We start from the raw sequence: 21,870 nt of genomic DNA on the forward strand, positions 1-21,870 counted from the left end.
AATTACTCCTCGATTTCGTAGGGCCAGCTATTGATACCGCCGAATTCATAGACATTGGTATAGCCAAGATCTGCAAGGGCCTGTGAGGCTGTTTTACTGCGGTTTCCGCTGCGACAGTACACCAGAACCACCGTGTCCAGATCGTCGATCACAGCGGCTGCGGTGTCCTCGGTGATGGTACCCACAGGCAGCAGAACAGCGCCGGGAATATGTCCGGCGTCAAACTCATCCTGTTCCCGGACATCCAGGATCACAACCTCCTGCGTGTCCATCATCTCCTTGGCTTCTTCCTGCGTAATCTGCTGATAGCTGCTCTCCACAGTCGTTCCTCCGCATCCGGTCAATACCAACAGCATGGCTAAAATCAGAAATACAATACGCTTCATAACTCAGCCTTCGCCATTCAGATAAGCCAGAGTTTCAGCGGCGTTGGTATCCGGCTTGACCTTGGGCATCACCTTTTCGATCATACCCTGCTCATCAATGAGGTAGGTAGAGCGTACCACACCCATGCTCACCTTGCCGTAGAGCTTCTTCTCCTGCCAGACACCGTAGGCTTGAATGGCCTGCAGCTCCGGGTCAGACAGCAGCACAAAGGGCAGCTCGTACTTCTCGGCAAATTTCAGATGGGAGGCCACGGAGTCTTTGCTGATGCCGATGACTACTACATTCTTGTCCTCAAAATTGCTGTGGTTCTGTGCAAAGGCGCAGGCCTGACGGGTGCAGCCGGGGGTATTATCCTTGGGATAGAAATACAGCACCACTTTCTTTCCCAGGAAATCAGACAGGCTGACGCTGTTGCCGCGCTTGTCCAAAAGTGTAAAATCAGGGGCTTTCATGCCAACTTCCAACATTTTAGTTTCCTCCAGTATCATTGGTTTTATTTTTTGTAATTCAGCCATAGGATGCCGTCATGGTTTTTGACTTCTGCCAGACGGTATTCTTCGACTACGCTGCTCATAAACAGCGGCTTGTCGGTTGAACCACCGACAACGGGGTCGACCACAAGGCTCAGCTCGTCCACAACACCGGCCCGCTGAAATGCGCCGTCCAGAATGCTGCCGCCCTCCAACAGAAGGGTCTGAATTCCAAAGTAGGATTTCAGCTTGAACAACGCTTCCTCTACATCCATCTCGGTATCTCCGGCGAAGATGTAGGGAATTCCCATGGACTGCAGATAGGTCAGATAACGCGGGTCCACATCGTGGGTGAAAACCTCGATGATCTGGGCCTTGTCATAGCCGGGATCCTCATCCACATCGATAATGCGGTTGGACTTCCAGCCCAGTCTGCCGTGCGGGTCAAAGGCCACCGCATAAAATCCGGTCAATTCGTCCACCAGATAGTCTATAGGGCTGTAAACAGGCTCAAATCCGCTCAGATCCGGATACCAACCGCCGGTAAAGCTCCCTTCCATGGTAACACGGCCGCAGGCGTAAGCATCCGCTTTGTAGTCACGGTTGATTTGGTAATAGAGTTCGCTTGCGCCTCCGTGATTGGGACGGCTCAAAAATTCGCCGGTGACCTTTCCGTCAATGGATGTGGTCATGTGGCAGATGACGTAGGGGCGGTTCATCGGTGTTCCTCCTGTTTTCATTTCTTCGTCAATTCATAACTCATGTCCAACAGAAACTTCAGTTTTTCGTCGCCGACACTACCATCTAATGCCACCGTGATCCAGTGGGCCTTATTCATGTGCCAAGCGGGGTAGATCCCAGGCTCCATACGGAATGAACCAATCAGCCGCGTATCACATTTCAGATTCACAACGCTGATCGTACCATCGTCTGCGATCTCAAGATTCTTTTTGGGGATATCCATGGTCAAAGCGAACCACTTTTTGTTCCCGGTGTGCTGGAATACCTGATGGCTTGGATATCTGTCCCAGGGATGCTCTCCGGTAACGCTAAAAGCTTCTGCAATATATGTCTCAAAATCCAGTCTGCTCGTGATTGAGTAATCGCCCACTGCGTAAAGCTCCTTTATTCACACAAGTTTCGTGATGATCCAGTAAAGAATCAATGCCCAAATCAGCACAATAGGAACCGCATAGTACCATTTTTTCGGCTTGCCGTTCTGCCACATTCCCTCAGCTTGTTTCTGATAAGCGGCAAAGATCTCCCGTGGAATCAGTTTGCAGGTCAAAAACACCAGCGCAGGCAGGATGATCAAGTCATCCAGATACCCAAGCACCGGCACAAAATCCGGGATCAGGTCAATGGGTGACAGCGCATACGCCACAGTCAAAAAGGCAAGGATTTTCGTCAATAAAGGTGTTTCTCTCGCTTTCAGCGCCAGAAAGACAGCCGGAATATCTCGCTTCAAGGAAGCTGCCCGTTCTTTGATGTTCATGCAGAAACTCCTTTTCAGGGTTTGATCGCAATCTTGATGACACCGTCCTGACGGTTTTCAAAGAGATTATAAGCCGCCTCAATGTCTTTCAGCGCATAGGTGTGGGTGATCAGCGGCGTGGTGTCGATCTTACCTGACGCGATCAGCTCCAGCATCTCGGCGCAGTTGCAGCCATCTACGCCTCCGGTCTTGAAAGTCAGATTCTTGCCGTACATTTCAGGCAGCGGCAGAGTCTGAGAGCCGTCATACAGGGCCACTACTGTAACAATAGCATTGGGGCGGGCGCACTCCCAAGCCATACGGAAGGTTTCCTCGCTGCCGGCAACTTCCAGTACCACATCCGCGCCACCGTGGTCGCTGTATGCCTGCACCAAATCAGCAACCTGCTCCGGACCAACCGTCAAAACCTCGGGATAGCGGTCACAGACGAACTTCAGTCGCTCTGCGTCCCGATCACATACAATAATGCGTCTAGGATTCTTTAGACGCAAACATTATAAAGCACAGATACCTGTCAGCCCCATACCGATAATCAGCACCGTGTCCTGCGGTTTGATCTCGGAGATCTGCGCCGCCCAATAGCCGGTAGCCAACACATTGCCCACTAACAGAGCCTGTTCATCAGTAACGGAATCCGGGATCTGATTCAATCCCTGATCGGCATAGGGTACGCGGACATACTCCGCCTGTCCCCCGTCGATCCGGCATCCTAGAGCCCAGCCGCCGTTGGGATCGGTGCAGTTGTTCACCCAGCCATTCTGGCAGAAGAAGCATTCGCCGCAGAAAGTTTCCACGTTTACCGTCACCCGGTCACCGGGTTTAACAGTGGTGACCGCCGCACCGACTTCTTCCACAATGCCAACCATTTCATGACCGACGGTGATACCGGGCACTGCTCTGGGCACAGAGCCATGCTTGATGTGGAGGTCGCTGGTGCAGATACTGCCCAGTGTAACTCGCACGATGGCATCCCGGTCATGGAGTAGGACAGGCTTTGGCTTGTCCTGTAATTCAAATTTTCCATGTTCTATGTAAGTGTAAGCGAGCATAGGTACTCCTTAATTCTTCAATTGCTGCATTAGTTCCTCGAAACTTCCTAAAGCATTCTGCAGATTTTCGATGATATCCTCCGCCAATACATCAGGATCGGGCAGACTGTCAAGATCAGCCAAGGACTTGTCCTTAACCCAAAAGATATCCAGGCTCTTTTTCTCACGCTTCAAGATATCTTCGGCGCTAAACTTTCTCCAACGGCCATCCGGATTATCCTCCGACCACGTTTCCTTGCGCTCGTGTCTGTTTTCTGGATGATAGCACGTAACAAAATCCTCGAGGTCGGCTTCGGTCATGGGGTGCTGCTTCAGAGTGAAATGGACATTCGTTCTGAAGTCATAAATCCAAATGTCTTTCGTTTGTGTTTCCGGACTGGCAGGCTTTTTATCAAAGAAGATTACATTTGCCTTGACGCCCGGTTTATAGAAGATACCGGTAGGTAGACGGAGAATGGTGTGCAAATCGGTAGTCTTCAACAGCTTCTCACGGATGATTTCGCCAGGGCCGCCTTCAAACAGTACGTTGTCCGGAACCACAACGGCAGCTCTTCCGGTCGCGGCCAGAATGGTGTTAATATGCTGAATGAAGTTAAGCTGTTTGTTGGAACTGGTTGTCCAGAAATCCTGACGATTATAGACCAGATCCTCTTCCTCTTCTTCGCCCTCTTCGTTGGTCATGGTGATAGAAGATTTCTTACCGAAGGGAGGATTGGTCAGGACATAGTCCACACGATAGCCAGGATCGGTCAACAGCGCATCACCCCTCGTAATGGGGACTTTACCATAAATATCGCCAATGTTATGGAGATACAGATTCATCAGCGCCATTTTGAATGTAGTACCTACCAGTTCGTTGCCGTAGAAAGTCTCGTTTTTCAGAAACTCCTTTTGCGGTCTGTCCAGTGTATAGTTAACCGGGTCAGTGATGAAATTCTGTGCTGCAAGGAAGAAACCACCGGAACCACAGCAGGGGTCAGCGATAGTCTTTCCAGGCTCAAGTCGCATACACTTGACCATGGTTTTGATGAGCGGACGCGGCGTAAAATATTGACCGGCGCCGCTTTTTACGTCTTCTGCGTTTTTCTGCAGCAGGCCTTCGTAAATCTCGCCTTTGACGTCAGAGGACATGGAGACCCATTTCTCTTTGTCGATCATCTGAACAATGCGATACAGAATAGCAGCATTGCTGATCTTGTTAATAGCTCCCTTGAAAATCATGCCCAGCAGACCGCTCTGTTCACCCAGCTTTTCAAGGGTCTTCTTATATTGCTCTTCCAGTTCAGCCCCTTTCAGGCTGTTCATGTCCTGCCATGTGTAACCGACCGGAATGCCGGTTTCTTTCTTGTAAGGCGGCTTGGAATACTCATCTGACATTTTCAGAAAGATGAGGTATGTAAGCTGTTCCAAATAATCTCCGTAAGAAACGCCGTCATCTCTGAGAGGATTGCACATACCCCAGACCTTGGAGATTATGGTTGATGCTTGTTCAGGCATTGGTAGAGTCACCTGCGCTTTCGTCTATCATTTTTGAACTTGATTTCATTATTTTATCAAGCTCAGTATTCAGTAAATATTTTTTCTCAACATAGCACTTTGCAAATTTCCAGAGCCACCCATGCCGAGAAAACAATTTGTAATGAGGGCGATTAAGCCGTTTTACCAGATGACGATCAAATTTATTTTCCCACTTTTGAACATCAACGATTATAATTAAGCCTAATACATCCAAATTTTCTTGAAGTCCATACTTTTTAGCATATAATGCCAAGTTCATTAGGTATCTCTCAAAAATGTAAAGGTATGCAGCAGACATTAAATCCAAATACGGCTCATGTTTTTCTCTTGCACTACTGACTCTTTCACACATTTGGGAGAAAGTTTCTTTATTGGCCATAAAAGCAGGGTAGTATACTGAATCTGCAAGTGCATTCGCATTATCGGCCGGGGAATTATCAATGCTATATTCATAGATTTCAAAGGTTTTTGTAGACAATGAAATCTCCCGAACAGCAGTTAGCGCGTCTGCTATGCTTTCTCCGATTTTGTCCTGATATTTTGTATGACGCTCTTTTTTTAATTTACGCACATCAAAAAAATGTGTAAGAATAGCAGTTGCACCTACCAGTAACACTTCTCTTGCAAATAGTAAATCCCACACAACTCTCAAGTTTCTAACAATTGCTTCCATTTGTTTAGCTTTATCCCTTCGGAGTTTTTCTATCTATTGATTGTAACGATTTTGCCATTTTCTTTAGTTCGACGTTGGCATCTACCATGGGAGAGTCGTAAATAAGGGACCAAAAATATTGCTTCAAATCAATCGTGGTCGTTTCCTTATGCCGACCTTGATTATCAGAATAGCTAATATCAATTGCGAGTGGAACCTGACTAAGCTGCTCTAATTCAAGATGGCTACCTAAACAAGCATACCACTTACGTCCAATGCCAAGGGTAAACGATGCCCGACATAATTCTTTTATAAGCTTTTTGTCAGTATCATCCCGTATATTGTTTATAAATTCAGGAACAATACGAATTTCTACATTATACGCTACTTGCTTTCCGTGGTTTTCAATACACAATGCAGCGATTCCGTTTCGGATGATTTCAAATGTAGCCGTAACAAGAGCTCGGTTTTCTTCGTCGAATTGTCGCTTAGTTTCCGCCAACTGTGCCTTCGTTGCATTGGCCGAACGAATATTCGCCCAACAAATTGCACAAGTGGCCATGACATATACTACAGTAATCCATACCATTGCCCAGTCAGGTGACATATTATAATCTCCCCTCAAAGGGCTGTTTTAGGATGCTTTGCCGCATGGCTTCTGCCTGCTGTAATGCGGTATCGACGGTTTTTTCGATAGAATCGCACATTGAAAGTCGAGACTCTATATCCAAGACAATTTTATCTTGATTGATACGATTTACAGTAGGCACCGGTACTTTAACGAGCGATTGTCCGGTCAAGTGCTTAATTCCCATCCCCGTAAAGTACTCGTTCAATTTTCCGGTTTGTGAAGCAAACCATAGGTAATACATATAAAACATGGGATTAGACCCATCTGTAAAGCGCACACGATGTAAAGCTTTCTGATAAAACATTGGCTCTTCAGCGGTCCAAACGGCACAGCGCCCAGGTTCACCACCTTCGCAAATCACTAAGTCTCCTTTGATTACAGAATACTTATCCACTTCTGTATCTTCGATTCGCATTTCAAGTAGGTCGGATAAATCAAATGAAAACCAACGAACATTTATATTCCGCAAATACTTTCGAGGTATACCAATGTTCTTTTCTTTATCTAACATCTTACCGAGGCGGGAATCTGTTATTTTTCCGAGGGAAACATATTGGCTTATCTGCGAAAAAGCCTCTTTTAGCACTGCCTGTCGGTACACGGCCAACTGCTGTTTTGTTTTCTGCAGGGTTTTCACGCCGTTGTCCAGTTCAGAGAACAGTTCTTCAATGCGGGAAACGATCTGTTCTTGAACCGGAATCGGGGGAATTGCAACCTTGATTTTGGAATACTGCTGAATCCAGTAACGCTTGTGTGTGCTATGGTCAAACTGGATGACCTGCATTCTGTAATAGATAAATTTCGGCAACACCAATTCGGTATTAGGTGTCAAAATCTTCATAGCAGAAGATTTCACCTTGAACTCAAAGTTTACATAGCGGCTGGCCGTTGTGAAATCATCGAAGATAATTACAGGTAGTGCAGTATAGATACCCTGCCTTTCGTTGGTGTACCCCAGAATGAAGGTCTTGCCCGCAGTTAGTACCGGGGTTGTATATTTATCGTTGTAATCAGTGGATTCTACAATGTATGGTGTCGGCTGCACATATGAAAGGAGCTCGCCGAGCTCATACTCTTTCCATTGCTGTTCCATAGAATTTCTCCGTTCTGAAACAGTAAGCGCTTTCTGAGTGCTTATTGTTTATTTTCCTCAAATTCTTTTCTAACTGATTTCATCTGGAGAGATAGTCCGAAATGGTTTGCAACATGGATAACCAAAAGATTGTCAATATTGCTTCTCAAAGAACTGCTTTCGTCAGCCAACAATTGAAATACATACTTTTTGTCAAATGTTCCTTTGCTATGAACCGTAGTTAACACCAATTCATAGATATCAGCCTTCCAGAAAAAGAAATCATTAAGTGCCAATTTTGCTGTGTTGTACTCAGGCAACGATTTTACAGCAGTATCTGCAGCCAAAACAGTGATGTTCGCTTGAGATAATATGGCTGTAGATGCCTTTACGACTGGGAACAGAATCCCGTCAGAGACTTCTGTCATGTTAGATGCGGTATTCGAAAACTCCACAAATGCAGGTGCCAAGGTATCGGCTTCCACTTTGAAAGGATGAGCCGTCTCAAACGTAGTTTCGTAGTTCCCAGCTACGGATCGAAAGACCGGTGACGGAAACACAGACCACAGCAACGAAAGCGTTGCGTTATCTGATTTACGAATAACTTTAGCGGAGATTTCCTTTACCGTTGTTGATTTGTTTTTTGCCTCATAAACACCGCCAAGCGTAATATAGGAGCCACTTCTGTTATGCAACAGAGTGATCATTCCTGAAGGAAGAAAGTCAATTTCCAAACGTTTAAGGAATTTGTCATACAGCCATTTTAGGGCTGGGATTACCAAGGCAAGGATAGACAGAATGATCGCAATTAGCTCATATGTAGTCATAGGCTGTTCGAAGTTTATCGGCATATTTCTCTCTCCTTTTTCCAACAAATCACCGGCAAAATTGTTGTATCCGACAATAAAGCGTTATCATAGCTTGTTTCGCAAAAGCAAGACCATTGTTAGTTATCAGCATTTTGCTCCGAAACCTGACCTTGAGCCTCTTCGCCATCATCGTTGCTTTTCCGAAGATCAACAATGCGGTTAATCTCATATGCTAATTGAACCATCATATCGATAGTCAAAATAGCCTTCAAAGAATGCTCTTTCGTACCAAAGTTCAATTGATCTCCGTGGCCAATTTTGTTCCGCAACGGCTGATTGTCAATGTGGGAATAATCCTTCCCCGAATACAATGTCACATTTTTGATGTAATCTCCCATTGCATCCCACAAAAGAAGTCCTGATTCTGTCAGCATAAGAGACTGTAAGAGCCGTCCCTTTTCATTGTTGATATATTTAATATCAATCTCAAAATGCTCGGCAGCAAACTCTTTTTCTTCCTGATCTAAAATCAGGTCATTTGACCTTGCCAACTCATCGATGTCCGCAGCAATGCCGTATACTTGACACATTAAGGTGGAAACAGAAGCGTAGTAGAACCCTTTTCGATGCATTTGAAGCGCTTCAGATAAAATTGGCTTTCGATCTGATTTCAGCGCCGGACAATCATACCAATCCACCGCCAAAGCGTCAAAGAAATCATCATCGCAATACTCGAAAACAAGCTCTCTTACAGTATTCGTGTCTTCATTAACGGCACAAGCAGATAATATCTGAGTACGCAGTTCCGCGTCATTAATAAGAAACAGAGGCCACCGCAATCTTTCCAGCAGATAAATATACTTAAGCGGAATTATGGCTTCACTGAATTTTTTTAACATAGGGGTAAAATCGAATGCTGCCATAGTTTTGGCAACCTCTTGACCCAGACGGAGTGCATTTTGCACTGCTTGGCTCTGAGCTGTTGCTACAATGGCCTGATTTGCGATTTGCACAGTCTCCCCCAATTTTTGAAGTGGTGCCTGGATTTTACTTACGGCTTCTCCAATTTTACGCAGAAGGTCTTCATGGTGTTCAAAGGCTTCGTTGTTAAAGTCCAGTTTCATAATTACGCCACCAATTCAATATTCATCTCGGTCAAAATCACCTCATAGCTATCCCCAAACACCTCATAGAACCGCCCCAGACCGCCGCGGCGGTCGAAGGGATTCAGATCCAGGTCATCGGGTTCAATGCTCAGAGATACTGCAATATGGTCTTTAATTAGGCGCAGCCATTCCATCTGTTCGTCAGTGAAATGAACGGCACCAGCGTTCCGCTTTAGCGTCCAGCGCATGAAATTGTAGTTCACCGTTTCCGCAAAGGGCTGCAGATTATCACCATAGCCCATCTCAAAGCGGATAATGGAAATTAGATCCGCCAGCTGGTGCATGGTAGACTTGCCGCGAACCTTGTCCGGCTTCTTGATGGCATAGCAATCCCACAGCCGGTCGATAGTGACACCCTGCGCTTTCAGCTTTTCATAGAGGGTCTTCAGGCCTTCGATCACCATAGGCCGGTCTTTATAGGTTTGGCTGTAGATAATACGCAGGGCAATGATCTCGTCCTTGTTGGCTTCGATAAACTTCCGGAAAGTTTGGATGACCCGGTCGGCGTTGGCCTCGCGCTGGTTATCAAACCTGGCAAAGGTCACCGTGTCCGGATTGGTGTTGTCAATAATTTGCTCATGACTGCGGCGAATATTTTCGATGAAATCACGAACTTCCGGATCATGGAACGGTTTGGCCGCCGCTTTGATAACCTCTTTTTGTACCTCTGCGTACTGCTCGGGAGCAGGTTCATCACAAGCGAACTTCGCCTGCGCTTTTGCGATGATGATATCTTCATCAAAAGCGTTCAGCAGATTTTCCGCAAGCATACCTGCGGGAATACCGACTTTTTCGTTAAAAGCTTTCCGTTCGGATGTGGTCATCTGGCTATTTAAACGGATGATGCGACTGGCCAGAGAAGTCAGCGTGTCCTCGTCCTTTGCCCCGAGCGCCACATTCATCATCAGTTCCTTCAGGCTGACGGTGGGCTTGCGCTCCAGAGTACGGGTGTCGGATTTCTTGGATTTTGTAACGCCGACAGCATCCACAATAACAAAATGATCCTTGTTTTCAGTGGCAGAGGGCGTGACTTTTTGCAGGTCATCTTTGCCCAAAGTCCGGGTCCCGCGCCCCTTCATCTGCTCGAAGTAATTCTTGCTGCGGACATCGCGCATGAAAATCAAACACTCGATGGGTTTCACATCAGTGCCAGTGGCGATCATATCAACGGTAACCGCGATTCTGGGATAGTAGTCGTTGCGGAAGGAACTGAGGACAGACTCCGGATTTTCTGCAGAATAAGTGACCTTTTTGCAGAACTCGTTTCCCTCGCCAAACTCCTCGCGGACGATTTGAATGATATCATCCGCATGACTGTCCGTCTTGGCAAAGATCAATGTTTTGGGAACCTCTTTGCGCCGCGGGAACAGGGAAGTATACAGATTATCCTTGAAGGAGCGAATGACTGTGCGGATCTGGCTTGGGTTGACAATGTCTTTATCAAGCTGAGAAGGCCGGTAGTTTACATCCTCGTCCAACTGCGCCCATCGCTTCTCACGGGACAAACGATTGCGGTACTCTACCATCTGTTTGAGGATAGTACCGCCCTGCTTGCCAACCTCCGTTTCGATCAGGAAAATATCCTCGCCAACATTGACGCCATCAATGATGGCCTGTTCTCTGGGGTATTCGCTGACGATGTTTTGGTCAAAGAAAGCGAAGGTGCGCTTGTCCGGTGTGGCGGTTAAACCGATCAGGAACGCATCGAAATACTCCAAGACCTGCTTCCAAACATTATAGATGGAACGGTGGCATTCATCGATAATGATGACATCGAAGAACTCCAGCGGGTACTTTTCGTTGTAAACCACCTCTTTGGGGGCCTGCTTGTCCACGGAGGGATTCTCATAGACGGATTCCTGCTCGGCAGACTCCTCAATCTCTTCTCCGCTGAGAATGGAATACATACGCTGGATCGTGCTGATGCAGACATGCGCAGAATCCGGAATGAACGAGGACTTCAAACGACGAACACCATAAATCTCAGAGAAAGAACGATTATCATCGTTGGGGCGATAGGCCAAGAACTCACGCTCCGCCTGCTCACCCAGTCCTCTCGTATCAACCAAGAAAAGAACACGATTGACATTGGCATGTTTCAGCAGGCGGTAGACGGCGGTAATTGCGGTAAAGGTTTTACCGGCACCCGTAGCCATTTGAATCAGAGCCTTGGGTTTGTTGGCGGCAAAAGACTGCTCCAGATTGTCGATGGCTGTGATCTGGCATTTGCGAAATCCAGTTGTATCAAAATCCGGAAACCGCTTCATGCGGTTGCGAACAGTATCAGATTGTTTCAGTAAACGCTGCAATTCCACCGGCTGATGAAAACTGAATACTGTACGGGAACGATATTTGATGTCATCGTAGTCGGTGAAACGAGTCAGTTTACTGGTTGCCTCGTAAGCAAAACGAATGCGATAGTCATTTTTGATCCATTTGAAGGTGCTGTCGGCATAACGGCTGGATTGGCCCTCTACGACCGTAATGTTTTCACCCGCATCGTCTTTCTTGGCTTCAACAACGCCAACAGGGGTGCCATCCACAAATAGGGTGTAGTCAACAGGGCCGGTGCTGGTCGGAAATTCTCGCACTGCAACACCCAATCCGGCAGACAGATTGAGTTTCTTCGTATCTTGTAAGACCCAGCCGGCCTGACCGAGTTTTTTATCGATGATTTCACGAGCTTTCTGTTCAGGTGTCATCTAGGCACTTCCTCCCCATAAAATACCAATATGCTAATTACACAGAGCAAAATTGGTATTAGGTTTGTTTCTGGTATCGTCCGCTTTTAACTCTCGCATCCTTCGGTTTCTCCGCATCTGCCGGGATGGCCCAGACATAGCCCATCCGGGACGCGCCGGGGATGCGCGCTTGGTTGCAGAGTACCTGGATACGGCGGGGCGAGATTCCCCACTTTTCTGCCGCCTGTGAGATAGACATATATTCCATACGGTTCCTCCCCTTCTGAAAAGCAAAAAAGCCCTACGTTTCCGTAGGGCTTTCAAAATGCGGATTCAGCCAGTTGAATTGGCCCTCGTTCCCACTTTAATTGATAGAATCATTATAGTCTGAGGAGCGAATAATGTCAATATTTCACCATTGTTTGACATGGTCAAAGATCGCTCTGATCTCTTTCAAAGCCTCATTGATTTTCTCAGTATTCATTTGCCCGGTATAGTGAGCATGACGGGCAAGTTGGTTCAGGTTATTTCCTATGCCGGACAGCAGACCAATCAATTTGATCCACTCCTGAGTGGGTGCTTCTCTCACGTCCCGTCCTTCAATCAACGCTCGAAGATAAGGCTCCCGGCGTAATCCACTCTTTTTTACATTAGCATTCAGATGATCAAATTCCTCTATAGTAAGCCATACATAGACGCGCTTTTTCTCTTGCTTCTGGATGTGCCGCTTTTGCTCTTTTTTCATGTGATCTCTCCTTTTGCAATCGGGGATTTTAAGGGGACGCCCTTAACAAGCGCATTTTGTCACCAAAATGCTATGCTTGCGAGTTCAGCGGTGTATAGCACCGCTATCACTCCACCTTACCGAAAAAGAAGTGGGTCCTCCCTCTCCTCTGCCCTCCACTTTTCCAGCAAAACCATCCGAAGATAGGCGGCACGCCCCAGACCGCGAAGGGCTGAACTCTTGGTGAGCCGTGCGTATTCCTCGTCTGAGAGCCGCAGATTGATCTGTCGAGCGCGGGGATCTGAAGTGTTTCTTGCTTTGCGTTCTTCCCTTGTTTTCATTTGAATTTCTCTTATTTTCTTTTTCGGCCAGGTATTATATCGTTACTACTATTTTTAAGCTAACTCCTATCAGTCTTATTGGCATCTGAATTTCGGATTTCCGGAGGTCTGATTTTCAGATGTCCGGGATTTTGATAAAAGAAAGCGGATACAGTCGATCCGGTTTGCATAGTCCTTGTCTGACTCTGTGCAGCAGATGATACCGCTCTAAGTCTGCCAACAGCTTACCGGCCTTTTCGTGGCCGCAGCCTAAATCCTCCATGATGTTTTCGATCGTGTAGTAGATATAAATCCTCCTCTGCTTATCCATCCATTCATTCTTTTTAGACAGGGACATTCTGTCGATCAAAAGTCCGTATAGTAATTTTGCTTCACAGGAAAGATTTTTGAAACGTTTGTCGGTAATTAATAGTTTTGGGATACGGTAGAATGAAAAGAACTCTGACTGATCGCCATAGAAAAAATCCATAGACCTTCCTCCTAACAAAAAAGTAGCGGAGAACAGGCTTTCTACCTGTTCTCCGCTGCTTGATAATGATGTGTTTTACTCTCGTTTGCATGCCCGTGCCTCCTCCGCTTCAGCAAAGGAATACGGGCTGCGGGTGGTTTCTCTGGCAATTCCTGCTGCCAGTTGAAAGCCTGCAATGAAGCTCTCCAGAGAAACCGTTTCATGGTGGGCATTTGTGCTGTCCATGAGCCGCAGAAGCTGCTTTCGCTGGTGCTTTGGAAGCGTGTCCCGGAGTTTCCGATATAGCTTTTCGGAGATTTCGTCCTCTGATCGCATTGGACAGAACTGTGACCAGAGGGCCATCATGTAGTCGTACTCCCCCATCACGTTTCCTCTCTGAAGAACTCCTGGGCGGCGCTTTTGATGTTGTTCATTGCTCCTACCCATGCCAGAGGATCTCGCTCCTTCAAATTCTCGTCAATCCCTTGCGCCTTTGTCATCTGCTGAATAATCAGTTCCAGAAGATCTTCCTCCGTGTTCTCCGGTTCTGGAGGCAGCAGACAGGGATAATACTGCTCGCCGCACAGCTTGTACCAAATGCCGTTTTGAAAAATCTCAGGTTCCAATGCTTCCATACACTTCGCCCCTTTCTGCTCTCAGTGTAAGGGGCACGTCTGTATAGCACCAGTGTACGAAACTACCGCTCCTGCCCATGGTGTTTGCTGCGGTAGCGGTCCTCCAACAGCTTCAGGATGGCCTTTTCCATCTGCTGCGTGCTGTAATGGCTGGGAAAATACTTTTTCAGCGACTCCGTTTTGATACGGACCTGCTCCTTTTGATTGGGCTTTTCCTCGGAAAGGATGGCGAAGATCGCCTCCGGTGTCAGCTTGGCCATGCGGGACAGCTGCTTCATACGGATGGCCTGAGACAGGGACGGCGTGGCATCCTCCTGTTCGATCAAGTCCCACAGTTCTGCCTGCTCCTCCTTTGTCAGATAGGACAGCTCCACAGCAGGAGAAAAGGCAATGCGGCCTTCGTCTACCAGTTTCAGAAGCGGAGGGACAAGGTTTGTAAGACGGATATAGCGTTGTACTTGCTTATAGCTTTCTCCGATTACTTCGCCCAAAACTTCTGTTGACCTTTTCCCGTGATAATCTGGGACAACTTGTCCCGACTTCGGTCTACCCTTTTGCCGATTGATAGCCTCCAGCTTCATCTTATAAGCAAAGGCCTTCTCACTGGGCAGCAGATGCTCCCTTTGCAGATTGCTATCCACCATCAGGATCACAGCTTCATCGTCGGACATTTCCCGCACTAACACCGGAACAGCCTCCAAACCCAGCTTAGAAGCCGCCAGACGCCGCCGGTGGACGCTGACCAACTCATACACCTCCCCTTTTGGGCGAGCCAGCAAGGGCGACAACACGCCGTAGCATCGGATGCTCTCCATCAGTTCCTCCAACGATTCGTCCTCCCGCACCTGAAAGGGATGTTTCGAAAAAGGCATCAGCTTGTCCGGCGAAAGCAGCTGCACAAACTCCTTCACAGCAACCCACCTCCTTCCGGAAGTGCCGCCAGCACGTCTACATGATAGTGCCTGTCCCATCCACGGCGGTGATCGTCCAACTCCAGCTCACACAGCCATCCCGGTTTTTGCACATTCGCCGTTTCGACGCTGTTCGACGCCGCAAAGCCTTGCGCTGCAAGGGATTCGGACGCGCCCCTCCATTGCCCATCCACGGCAGGTACTGAGGAATTAGGGCACCTGGAGATGATTGGTGCGATTGTACACCAGCTCACCCGAAATCTGACTGAGGAACAGATCCGCACTGCGGGCTTTGACACCTATTTTGTAGACCGGACTGCCGGTGTTTATCCCACTGCTGCGTCTGGCTTCCCCTGGAGCGCCGCCAGCATGGCGGTGAAGGGCGACCTGATCGCCGACCTTACAGAAGATCTGGCGGCAGAGCAAAAGGCTCGAGTCACCTATGATAATATCTTGCGCCTCTCCGATGATCCGGATGTAAACGATGTCATCAAATTTCTCAGGGCCAGAGAGATCGTCCACTTCCAGCGGTTTGGCGAAGGCCTGCGACTGGCCAAGGATAAAATGGACGAGAAAAACGTCTATTTTGTCAACCCCTCTTTCGACAAATAACAAAAGTGCCGTGGCTGTTGCCACGGCACTTTATTTTATTCCAGCATCCGGGCAAACTCTTCTTCTGTCAGCACCGGAATTCCAAGCTCCTCCGCCTTTTGCAGTTTGCTGCCCGCAGCCTCACCCGCCACTACATAGGTGGTCTTTTTACTGACAGAGCCAGCGGCTTTTCCCCCCCGCTTCTCAATCAAATCCTCTGCCATTTTGCGGTCAAACTGCGTAAGAGTCCCCGTGAGTACAAACGTCATGCCAGAAAAACGCTGGTCTACCAGCTCTGTTGTGCTCTTCATATTGACGCCCGCCTCTCTCAGTCGGCGAATCAGATCCTGTGCCTGGGGCTGCGCCAAATACTCCACAATACACTGTGCCGTCACTGCACCCACGTCGTTGATCTCTGTCAGCTCTTCCACGGTAGCGGCGGAAAGCGCGTCAAAGGTTTTGAAATGCAAAGCCAAAACCTTGGCAGCCTTCTCTCCCACCTGCCGAATGCCAAGACCATAGATCAGTCGGCTGAGATCGTTGGAGCGGGAATTTGCTATCGCACGGATCAGATTTTCAGCAGACTTCTTTCCCATCCGGTCCAGCTTAGCGATCTCCGGAGCTTGGAGGCCATACAGATCCGCCGCAGTATGCACCAGATCGTTTTCTACCAGCTGCTGCACCACTGCGGGGCCAAGCCCCTCAATATCCATCGCATCCCGACTGGCAAAATGCGTAAGATTTCTCAGAAGCTGGGCCGGGCACTCTGCGCCGGTACACCGTAGAGCCACTCCATCCTCATCCTGGACCACCTGTGCTCCGCAGACAGGGCAAACCCTGGGGAGCGTGTAAGGGACTGTACCGCTAGGCCGTCTTTCAAAGAGCACTTCGACGATTTCCGGAATGATCTCCCCAGCCTTCTGCACCATGACAGTATCGCCGATACGGATATCCTTCTCCGCAATATAGTTCTGATTGTGAAGCGTCGCACTTGTGACCGTGGTTCCCGCTAAACGTACCGGTGTCAGCTGTGCCTTTGGTGTTAGGACTCCGGTGCGGCCCACCTGGACGGCAATATCTAAAACCTGAGCGTTTTTTTTCTCCGGCGGATATTTAAAGGCCACCGCCCACTTGGGGCACTTCGCAGTAGAGCCAAGTATTCCACGTTCTATCAAGGAATTAACCTTAATAACCGCTCCGTCAATGTCAAAGGGGTACTCCAGCCGTTGGTCGTTGATGCGGTCAATCTCTGCCTGGACCTCCGCTGTCTTTGAGAGAACCTTGTAGGGAATGACTTTGAATCTCTGAGTAGTAAGATATTCCAGTGTTTCCGCGTGGGTGGAGAACTCTCTCCCCTCTGCCAGCTGAAGATTAAAAATCTGAATATCTAACCGTCGCTCCGCGCAGACCTTGGGATTCAACTGACGCAGGGAACCGGCCGCCGCATTTCTGGGATTGGCCATCAGTGCTTTCCCCTCCAACTCGCGGCGGGTGTTAATCTGCTCAAATACCGAACGAGACATGAAAACTTCACCCCGGACAATGAGTCGCGGCAGCCGCTCCGGCAAAACCATGGGGATAGAGCGAATGGTCTTAAGGTTTTCCGTTACATCCTCACCGACACGTCCATCGCCCCGGGTTGCGCCCTGATAAAAGACCCCATCCCTATACTCTAGTGCAACAGAGAGTCCATCCACTTTCGGCTCCACGGAATAGATCGCGCGATCACCCAGGGCCTCTTCCATGCGCTGGCAGAAATCAGTGACTTCACCGGCATCAAAGACATCTTGCAGGCTCTCCAGAGGTACCTCGTGGGTATAGGTGGAAAAGCCTTTCAGCAGCTTTCCGCCAATGCGCTGGGTCGGAGAATCCGGAGTGACCTCCTCTGGGTGCTGAGATTCCAGCTCCTCCAATTCCCGGTTGAGCAGGTCGTACTCCCGATCGCTCATAGTGGGTGCATCCAATACATAATATCGATACCCGTTTTCATTCAAAATATCTCGCAGTTGCTTGATTCTCTCGCGGTAGTCCATGATATCTGCCTTTCGTATCAGTTCTTGTTTAAAATATAGTCTTTTGTATCCTCCAAATAGGTGTCAGACTCTGTTGTGAACGAGGTATAGGTATCCGGTACCGCACCAACGATGACAGTCTCAGCTACAATGAAGGAGTTGGATACCTCTGTTGCAGTGGTGAAACCAGGCAGCAAAATACTCACAGATACATCAACTGTTAATATGATCTGGTGCTTAGTCTGGTTGATGCCGGCAGAGGTGAACGCATTGTGAAAGTTGGCCTCTGATGATCCAACGGACTCCATTCTGACTGTAATACGGGGACCGCGTCCAGCTAAAAGCGCGGAACCAGTCAGACTTCCGATGGGTATGGATAAATCTCTTGTGGATACATGATCAATCCGGTTCAAAACTGTATGAAGAATTTCTGCCTGCAGGTGGTTGAACGCTGCCATATTACTGTGGACAGCGGTAATTTTCCCCTCATTATCCTTTTCAAATGTCACAAGCCCGTCATACTGCAATTCTCCGTTCTCAATAGCCTCATAAACTGCCTCCGACACAATGCTCGTCACGGCATTAGAGACCTTTGTGGTTGCTAAGCTGCTCAAAAGAGGCCGCATCTGAACAGCGGCAACCAGTAGTAACGCTACAATTCCAGATATAGCAAAAAGCAGAAGAACTCTCAGCAGATTCCTCCGATCCGTATGGCGGCGGTAATAAAAAAAGCCGGGACGCATGGGTTCCACCTCCCTCCCGCATCTTATGCGGCGGAGGGTTGGCCTTATGGCAGTTGGTTGACAATGTTCTTAAAAGTCTTGCCTCGGTCCATGAAGTTGGCAAAGCGATCAAAGGAGGTACTGGCTGGAGAGAGGATCACCACATCCCCCTCCCTGGAATGGCTGTCTGCCAAGGAGACTGCCTCTTGATAGTCCTCTACATCCAAAATTTCCAGCCCATTATAGTTGGCGGCCTGTTCCACGGATTGGCGGATGACTCCTGCAGTGGCACCGCACAGCAGCAACAGCTTTACTCTCTCGTTGATCACAGGCCCCAGGCTCTCATAAGAGATGCCTTTGTCCTTACCGCCAGCAATCAGAATCACCTTTTGATGGAAAGAGTTCAGTCCGGCAATGGTACGGCTGGGGCTGGAGGCAATGGAGTCATTATACCAGCGGACACCCTTGCGTGTACGAATCAGTTCAATCCGGTGCTCAACGCCCTGAAACGTTCCAGCAAAATCCTGAATAATCTCATCGGGCACCATGCCGTCTACAACGGAAATAGCAGCCAGATAGTTCTCCACGTTGTGAACACCTGGGAGCTTAATGTGGTTGGTTGTCATGATCTGACGCTCCTGGCCACGGGAGCGGGCAATGATGGCCTCTCCACGAAGAAACACACCATCCTTCACTTCATGTTTTCTGGAAAACAGGCGCGTCCGCCCCAAAGCCCTACATGCTTCCTCCGCAGTTATTGTATTATCTGCGTTAAAAACAGCAATATCCTTTGTCATTTGGTGTGTAAAGATATTTTCCTTTGCAGCAATATACTCCGCGAAATTCCGGTGAACATCCAGATGATTCGGCGCTAGATTCGTAATAACGGCAATGTGGGGGCTGCGCGTCATGGTCATCAACTGGAAGGAACTCAGTTCCAAAACAGCGATATCCTCCGGATGTATGTCTCCCGCTTCTGCCAGGAGTGGGTGGCCAATATTGCCCCCAAGATGGACGGTCTTTCCAGCGCGGCGAAGCAACTCTGCAATCATGGTCGTGGTGGTGGTTTTCCCGTCGCTGCCTGTTACCGCAATGATAGGACAAGGACAGATTTCAAAAAAAATCTCCATCTCGCTGGTCAAACGGCTTCCATTCGCAATGGCTGCTTGCAGTTCTGGAAGATCCGGTCGCATTCCAGGAGTGCGAAAGATAATATCCTCCCTCAGATTCTGTAAATAATCTGCCCCCAGGCGCAGTTTGGCACCTTTGGATGTCAGTGTATCTCCGAGAACGCCCAGCTCTTCCCTGCTTTTCCTGTCACAAGCAGTAACTTCAATCCCATGGGACAGCAGTACATCAATCAGCGGCTGGTTAGACACGCCAATTCCAATCACTGCCACAGTCTTTCCTCTCAGAGAATCCAGATACTCCTTCAATTTCATAGAAGTGCTCCTTATGTCCCGTCCGCCTGAAGGCGGAAAATATCATACTGATCATTATACCGCAGATGCCTAAAAAATACAACACGGGAAAGTGGTACTTCCTTTTGCCTTTTGGAATAACTCAGGATATCAATAACTCCTAATGGAAGGAGGTCGTAGATAGCAACCACTCGATAAATTGGAATTTTATGATTTTAGATCTGTAAAATATCGTTTTTTATCTATGATAATTTTATATCCATCAGATAATACTCGATAAGTCCCATTATCTAAAGGCATTGAAATCCATGGCGGTTCTACAATTCCAAATTCAACTTCTCTTCCATCCTCGTACCACACACGAATAGAAGTACAAGCACCGTAATATTCAGTTTGTTGCTCTGGCATAAGAGCCTACAATAATTATGCTCTCAATATGAGAAGTATTTCTTGCATATTCTTGAAGTTCTTGGAAAAAATCTTCGCACAAAATATGATCATTCCTCTAAATCGTGATTTGTCTATAACAGCAAAAGATAAAATTGTACGATCTTTTGAAATCCTCCTGAAAGAATGTTGACAACTTTTTCTCCTTCCTGTACAATAAACCGGCGAGGAAAACAGACAGTCGCGTGGTTTGGCCGAAAGGCCTCTTCATGAGGAAAGTCCGGGCTCCATAGGGCAAGGATAACGGGTAACGCCCGCCGAAGGCGACTTCAGGAAAAGTGCAACAGAGATATACCGCTGGTAAATGGCTGGCTGAGGCCGGTGTCTGCCAGTAAGGGTGGAAAGGTGCGGTAAGAGCGCACCCGACGGCTGGGAACTGTCCGTCGCTGTAAACTCTATCCGGAGCAACACCGGTATGGGAGCATAGAGGCTGGCCCGGCTGCTCCCGGGGTGGCTTGAGCGTACCGGCAACGATACGCCTAGATAGATGACTGTCAAATACAGAACCCGGCTTACAGTTTTGCTCGCAGTGATATGGCCCCGCTTGCGGAATCCCGCAGGCGGGGCCTTCTTTCTGATATAGAAAAGAAAAGGCGCAAAAACGCCTTTTCTTTTGAGAGTTATCTTTAGAATGCCTTGTGGTCACAGCCCAGAACATCCACAATCTTGTGGGCAACCATCTCTTTGATGGCCTGCCGGGCAGGCTTCAGGTACTGCCGAGGATCAAAGTCTCCAGGATGCTCTGCAAAGTACTCCCGGATGGTAGCTGTCATGGCAAGGCGCAGGTCCGAGTCAATATTGATCTTGCACACGGCGCTGCGGGCAGCTTGGCGCAGCTGATCCTCCGGCACGCCAATCGCTCCGGGCATATTACCGCCAAACTTGTTGATTTTCTCAACAAACTCCTGCGGAACAGAGGAAGACCCGTGAAGCACAATGGGGAAACCGGGAAGCCGCTTCACCACCTCGTCCAACACGTCAAAGCGCAGCTGCGGCTTGGTACCGGGTTTAAATTTATAAGCGCCGTGGCTGGTGCCGATTGCAATAGCCAAAGAGTCGCAGCCGGTTTTGGAGACGAACTCCTCAACCTCCTCAGGATGCGTGTAGGAGGAATCCTCGGCGGAGACCTGTACCTCATCCTCAATGCCTGCCAAGGTGCCCAGCTCCGCCTCTACCACCACGCCGTGGTCATGCGCATACTCAACAACCTTCTTTGTGATCTCAATATTCTCAGCAAAGGGCTTGCTGGATGCGTCAATCATCACAGAGGTAAAGCCGCCGTCAATACAGCTCTTGCACAGTTCAAAACTGTCGCCATGGTCCAGGTGCAGGCAGATGGGCAGCCCAGTCTCAATTACGGCTGCCTCCACCAGCTTCATCAGATATGTGTGGTTAGCATAGGCACGGGCCCCTTTGGATACCTGCAAAATAAGCGGGGCCTCCAGTTCTTTGGCGGCCTCGGTGATTCCCTGAACAATCTCCATGTTATTGACGTTAAAGGCACCGATCGCATAGCCGCCGTTATAGGCCTTCTTAAACATCTCAGTTGTTGTGACGAGTGGCATCAGATCATCTCCTTAATAATTTGTTTGCCATTAGTATGTGAAGGAAAACGATTTTCTGATATGATAATATCACAAAAAAAATAAATTGCAAGTATTTACAATTCTTTTTTTCAATGATATGAT

The 21,870-nt window shown here is 48.3% G+C and carries 25 protein-coding genes, 1 other RNA gene and 1 pseudogene; 2 read left to right on the forward strand and 25 right to left on the reverse strand.

Annotation, left to right across the window (positions count from 1 at the left end; translation table 11 throughout):
- Positions 1-2: 2 nt before the first annotated feature.
- The 20 genes and pseudogenes from KJS55_RS15935 to KJS55_RS16030 form a co-directional block, all read right to left on the reverse strand.
- A complete protein-coding gene (locus KJS55_RS15935) occupies positions 3-386 on the reverse strand; it encodes a rhodanese-like domain-containing protein (protein WP_213543841.1) in 384 nt (127 codons plus the stop codon).
- Between the two features lie 3 nt (positions 387-389).
- Positions 390-854, reverse strand: a complete 465-nt coding sequence (gene bcp, locus KJS55_RS15940) for a thioredoxin-dependent thiol peroxidase (RefSeq protein ID WP_213543842.1) — start codon at positions 852-854, stop codon at positions 390-392.
- A gap of 26 nt (positions 855-880) precedes the next feature.
- Entirely contained in the window at positions 881-1,576 is a 696-nt protein-coding gene (locus KJS55_RS15945) for a dihydrofolate reductase family protein (protein WP_213543843.1), read from the reverse strand.
- A 17-nt stretch (positions 1,577-1,593) separates the two neighbouring features.
- Positions 1,594-1,968 (reverse strand): MmcQ/YjbR family DNA-binding protein, encoded by a 375-nt coding sequence (locus tag KJS55_RS15950; protein WP_228300589.1) that lies wholly within the window; start codon positions 1,966-1,968, stop codon positions 1,594-1,596.
- Positions 1,969-1,986: 18 nt separating this feature from the next.
- A complete protein-coding gene (locus KJS55_RS15955; protein ID WP_213543844.1) occupies positions 1,987-2,352 on the reverse strand; it encodes a YkvA family protein in 366 nt (121 codons plus the stop codon).
- A 14-nt stretch (positions 2,353-2,366) separates the two neighbouring features.
- Positions 2,367-3,401: pseudogene (locus KJS55_RS15960) on the reverse strand (alcohol dehydrogenase).
- Positions 3,402-3,410: 9 nt separating this feature from the next.
- Positions 3,411-4,898 (reverse strand): class I SAM-dependent DNA methyltransferase, encoded by a 1,488-nt coding sequence (locus tag KJS55_RS15965; RefSeq protein ID WP_213543845.1) that lies wholly within the window; start codon positions 4,896-4,898, stop codon positions 3,411-3,413.
- Complete coding sequence (locus KJS55_RS15970; protein ID WP_213543846.1) at positions 4,891-5,592, reverse strand: hypothetical protein; 702 nt, start codon at positions 5,590-5,592, stop codon at positions 4,891-4,893. The genes KJS55_RS15965 and KJS55_RS15970 overlap by 8 nt, the downstream gene beginning before the upstream one ends.
- 10 nt (positions 5,593-5,602) lie before the next feature.
- Complete coding sequence (locus KJS55_RS15975) at positions 5,603-6,178, reverse strand: hypothetical protein (RefSeq protein WP_213543847.1); 576 nt, start codon at positions 6,176-6,178, stop codon at positions 5,603-5,605.
- 1 nt (position 6,179) lies between these two features.
- Positions 6,180-7,295, reverse strand: coding sequence for a restriction endonuclease subunit S (locus KJS55_RS15980; protein ID WP_213543848.1), 1,116 nt, complete (start codon positions 7,293-7,295; stop codon positions 6,180-6,182).
- Positions 7,296-7,336: 41 nt separating this feature from the next.
- Positions 7,337-8,125, reverse strand: a complete 789-nt coding sequence (locus KJS55_RS15985) for a hypothetical protein (protein ID WP_213543849.1) — start codon at positions 8,123-8,125, stop codon at positions 7,337-7,339.
- A gap of 95 nt (positions 8,126-8,220) precedes the next feature.
- Entirely contained in the window at positions 8,221-9,207 is a 987-nt protein-coding gene (locus KJS55_RS15990) for a hypothetical protein (RefSeq protein ID WP_213543850.1), read from the reverse strand.
- 2 nt (positions 9,208-9,209) lie between these two features.
- Positions 9,210-11,951 carry a type I restriction endonuclease subunit R gene (locus tag KJS55_RS15995; RefSeq protein ID WP_213543851.1) on the reverse strand — a complete coding sequence of 914 codons (2,742 nt, stop codon included), beginning with the start codon at positions 11,949-11,951 and terminating at the stop codon, positions 9,210-9,212.
- A 58-nt stretch (positions 11,952-12,009) separates the two neighbouring features.
- Positions 12,010-12,198 carry a MerR family transcriptional regulator gene (locus KJS55_RS16000; protein WP_213543852.1) on the reverse strand — a complete coding sequence of 63 codons (189 nt, stop codon included), beginning with the start codon at positions 12,196-12,198 and terminating at the stop codon, positions 12,010-12,012.
- Between the two features lie 144 nt (positions 12,199-12,342).
- Complete coding sequence (locus KJS55_RS16005) at positions 12,343-12,675, reverse strand: plasmid mobilization protein (protein ID WP_213543853.1); 333 nt, start codon at positions 12,673-12,675, stop codon at positions 12,343-12,345.
- A 116-nt stretch (positions 12,676-12,791) separates the two neighbouring features.
- The gene (locus KJS55_RS16010) at positions 12,792-12,995 is read right to left on the reverse strand and encodes a plasmid mobilization protein (RefSeq protein ID WP_213543854.1); all 204 of its coding nucleotides are present in this window, start codon (positions 12,993-12,995) and stop codon (positions 12,792-12,794) included.
- A 115-nt stretch (positions 12,996-13,110) separates the two neighbouring features.
- Complete coding sequence (locus KJS55_RS16015) at positions 13,111-13,464, reverse strand: replication initiator protein A (RefSeq protein ID WP_213543855.1); 354 nt, start codon at positions 13,462-13,464, stop codon at positions 13,111-13,113.
- 75 nt (positions 13,465-13,539) lie between these two features.
- The gene (locus tag KJS55_RS16020; protein ID WP_213543856.1) at positions 13,540-13,827 is read right to left on the reverse strand and encodes a DUF6809 family protein; all 288 of its coding nucleotides are present in this window, start codon (positions 13,825-13,827) and stop codon (positions 13,540-13,542) included.
- The gene (locus KJS55_RS16025; protein ID WP_213543857.1) at positions 13,827-14,078 is read right to left on the reverse strand and encodes a TnpV protein; all 252 of its coding nucleotides are present in this window, start codon (positions 14,076-14,078) and stop codon (positions 13,827-13,829) included. The genes KJS55_RS16020 and KJS55_RS16025 overlap by 1 nt, the downstream gene beginning before the upstream one ends.
- Before the next feature lie 62 nt (positions 14,079-14,140).
- Positions 14,141-14,989, reverse strand: coding sequence for a ParB/RepB/Spo0J family partition protein (locus KJS55_RS16030; protein ID WP_228300590.1), 849 nt, complete (start codon positions 14,987-14,989; stop codon positions 14,141-14,143).
- A 129-nt stretch (positions 14,990-15,118) separates the two neighbouring features.
- On the opposite strand from KJS55_RS16030, the gene KJS55_RS16035 reads away from it, so the two are divergent.
- On the forward strand, positions 15,119-15,601 hold the full coding sequence (locus KJS55_RS16035; protein WP_428846524.1) for a manganese catalase family protein: 483 nt from the start codon (positions 15,119-15,121) through the stop codon (positions 15,599-15,601).
- A gap of 35 nt (positions 15,602-15,636) precedes the next feature.
- Here KJS55_RS16035 and ligA read toward each other — a convergent pair whose 3' ends face one another.
- From ligA to KJS55_RS16055, 4 genes are all read right to left on the reverse strand, one after another.
- Positions 15,637-17,613, reverse strand: coding sequence for an NAD-dependent DNA ligase LigA (gene ligA, locus KJS55_RS16040; RefSeq protein WP_213543860.1), 1,977 nt, complete (start codon positions 17,611-17,613; stop codon positions 15,637-15,639).
- Positions 17,614-17,630: 17 nt separating this feature from the next.
- On the reverse strand, positions 17,631-18,335 hold the full coding sequence (yunB, locus tag KJS55_RS16045; protein WP_213543861.1) for a sporulation protein YunB: 705 nt from the start codon (positions 18,333-18,335) through the stop codon (positions 17,631-17,633).
- A 44-nt stretch (positions 18,336-18,379) separates the two neighbouring features.
- Positions 18,380-19,756 (reverse strand): UDP-N-acetylmuramoyl-L-alanine--D-glutamate ligase, encoded by a 1,377-nt coding sequence (gene murD / locus KJS55_RS16050; RefSeq protein ID WP_213543862.1) that lies wholly within the window; start codon positions 19,754-19,756, stop codon positions 18,380-18,382.
- Positions 19,757-19,942: 186 nt separating this feature from the next.
- Complete coding sequence (locus KJS55_RS16055) at positions 19,943-20,143, reverse strand: hypothetical protein (protein ID WP_228300591.1); 201 nt, start codon at positions 20,141-20,143, stop codon at positions 19,943-19,945.
- A 204-nt stretch (positions 20,144-20,347) separates the two neighbouring features.
- On the opposite strand from KJS55_RS16055, the gene rnpB reads away from it, so the two are divergent.
- An RNA gene (gene rnpB / locus KJS55_RS16060) (RNase P RNA component class A) lies at positions 20,348-20,713 on the forward strand.
- Between the two features lie 95 nt (positions 20,714-20,808).
- Here the strand turns inward: rnpB and fba are convergent.
- Positions 20,809-21,747 carry a class II fructose-1,6-bisphosphate aldolase gene (gene fba, locus KJS55_RS16065; protein WP_187028359.1) on the reverse strand — a complete coding sequence of 313 codons (939 nt, stop codon included), beginning with the start codon at positions 21,745-21,747 and terminating at the stop codon, positions 20,809-20,811.
- Between the last annotated feature and the right edge of the window lie 123 nt (positions 21,748-21,870).

It is taken from the genome of Pusillibacter faecalis, from assembly GCF_018408705.1.
In the GTDB taxonomy this organism is placed as follows: domain Bacteria; phylum Bacillota; class Clostridia; order Oscillospirales; family Oscillospiraceae; genus Oscillibacter; species Oscillibacter faecalis.

Coding starts and splice junctions, on each gene's coding strand:
- KJS55_RS15935 (WP_213543841.1), bottom strand. CDS start 386: ATGAAGCGTATTGTATTTCTGATTTTAGCCATGCTGTTGGTATTGACC.
- bcp (WP_213543842.1), bottom strand. CDS start 854: ATGTTGGAAGTTGGCATGAAAGCCCCTGATTTTACACTTTTGGACAAG.
- KJS55_RS15945 (WP_213543843.1), bottom strand. CDS start 1,576: ATGAACCGCCCCTACGTCATCTGCCACATGACCACATCCATTGACGGA.
- KJS55_RS15955 (WP_213543844.1), bottom strand. CDS start 2,352: ATGAACATCAAAGAACGGGCAGCTTCCTTGAAGCGAGATATTCCGGCT.
- KJS55_RS15965 (WP_213543845.1), bottom strand. CDS start 4,898: ATGCCTGAACAAGCATCAACCATAATCTCCAAGGTCTGGGGTATGTGC.
- KJS55_RS15970 (WP_213543846.1), bottom strand. CDS start 5,592: ATGGAAGCAATTGTTAGAAACTTGAGAGTTGTGTGGGATTTACTATTT.
- KJS55_RS15975 (WP_213543847.1), bottom strand. CDS start 6,178: ATGTCACCTGACTGGGCAATGGTATGGATTACTGTAGTATATGTCATG.
- KJS55_RS15980 (WP_213543848.1), bottom strand. CDS start 7,295: ATGGAACAGCAATGGAAAGAGTATGAGCTCGGCGAGCTCCTTTCATAT.
- KJS55_RS15985 (WP_213543849.1), bottom strand. CDS start 8,125: ATGCCGATAAACTTCGAACAGCCTATGACTACATATGAGCTAATTGCG.
- KJS55_RS15990 (WP_213543850.1), bottom strand. CDS start 9,207: ATGAAACTGGACTTTAACAACGAAGCCTTTGAACACCATGAAGACCTT.
- KJS55_RS15995 (WP_213543851.1), bottom strand. CDS start 11,951: ATGACACCTGAACAGAAAGCTCGTGAAATCATCGATAAAAAACTCGGT.
- KJS55_RS16000 (WP_213543852.1), bottom strand. CDS start 12,198: ATGGAATATATGTCTATCTCACAGGCGGCAGAAAAGTGGGGAATCTCG.
- KJS55_RS16005 (WP_213543853.1), bottom strand. CDS start 12,675: ATGAAAAAAGAGCAAAAGCGGCACATCCAGAAGCAAGAGAAAAAGCGC.
- KJS55_RS16010 (WP_213543854.1), bottom strand. CDS start 12,995: ATGAAAACAAGGGAAGAACGCAAAGCAAGAAACACTTCAGATCCCCGC.
- KJS55_RS16015 (WP_213543855.1), bottom strand. CDS start 13,464: ATGGATTTTTTCTATGGCGATCAGTCAGAGTTCTTTTCATTCTACCGT.
- KJS55_RS16020 (WP_213543856.1), bottom strand. CDS start 13,827: ATGGGGGAGTACGACTACATGATGGCCCTCTGGTCACAGTTCTGTCCA.
- KJS55_RS16025 (WP_213543857.1), bottom strand. CDS start 14,078: ATGGAAGCATTGGAACCTGAGATTTTTCAAAACGGCATTTGGTACAAG.
- ligA (WP_213543860.1), bottom strand. CDS start 17,613: ATGGACTACCGCGAGAGAATCAAGCAACTGCGAGATATTTTGAATGAA.
- yunB (WP_213543861.1), bottom strand. CDS start 18,335: ATGCGTCCCGGCTTTTTTTATTACCGCCGCCATACGGATCGGAGGAAT.
- murD (WP_213543862.1), bottom strand. CDS start 19,756: ATGAAATTGAAGGAGTATCTGGATTCTCTGAGAGGAAAGACTGTGGCA.
- KJS55_RS16055 (WP_228300591.1), bottom strand. CDS start 20,143: ATGCCAGAGCAACAAACTGAATATTACGGTGCTTGTACTTCTATTCGT.
- fba (WP_187028359.1), bottom strand. CDS start 21,747: ATGCCACTCGTCACAACAACTGAGATGTTTAAGAAGGCCTATAACGGC.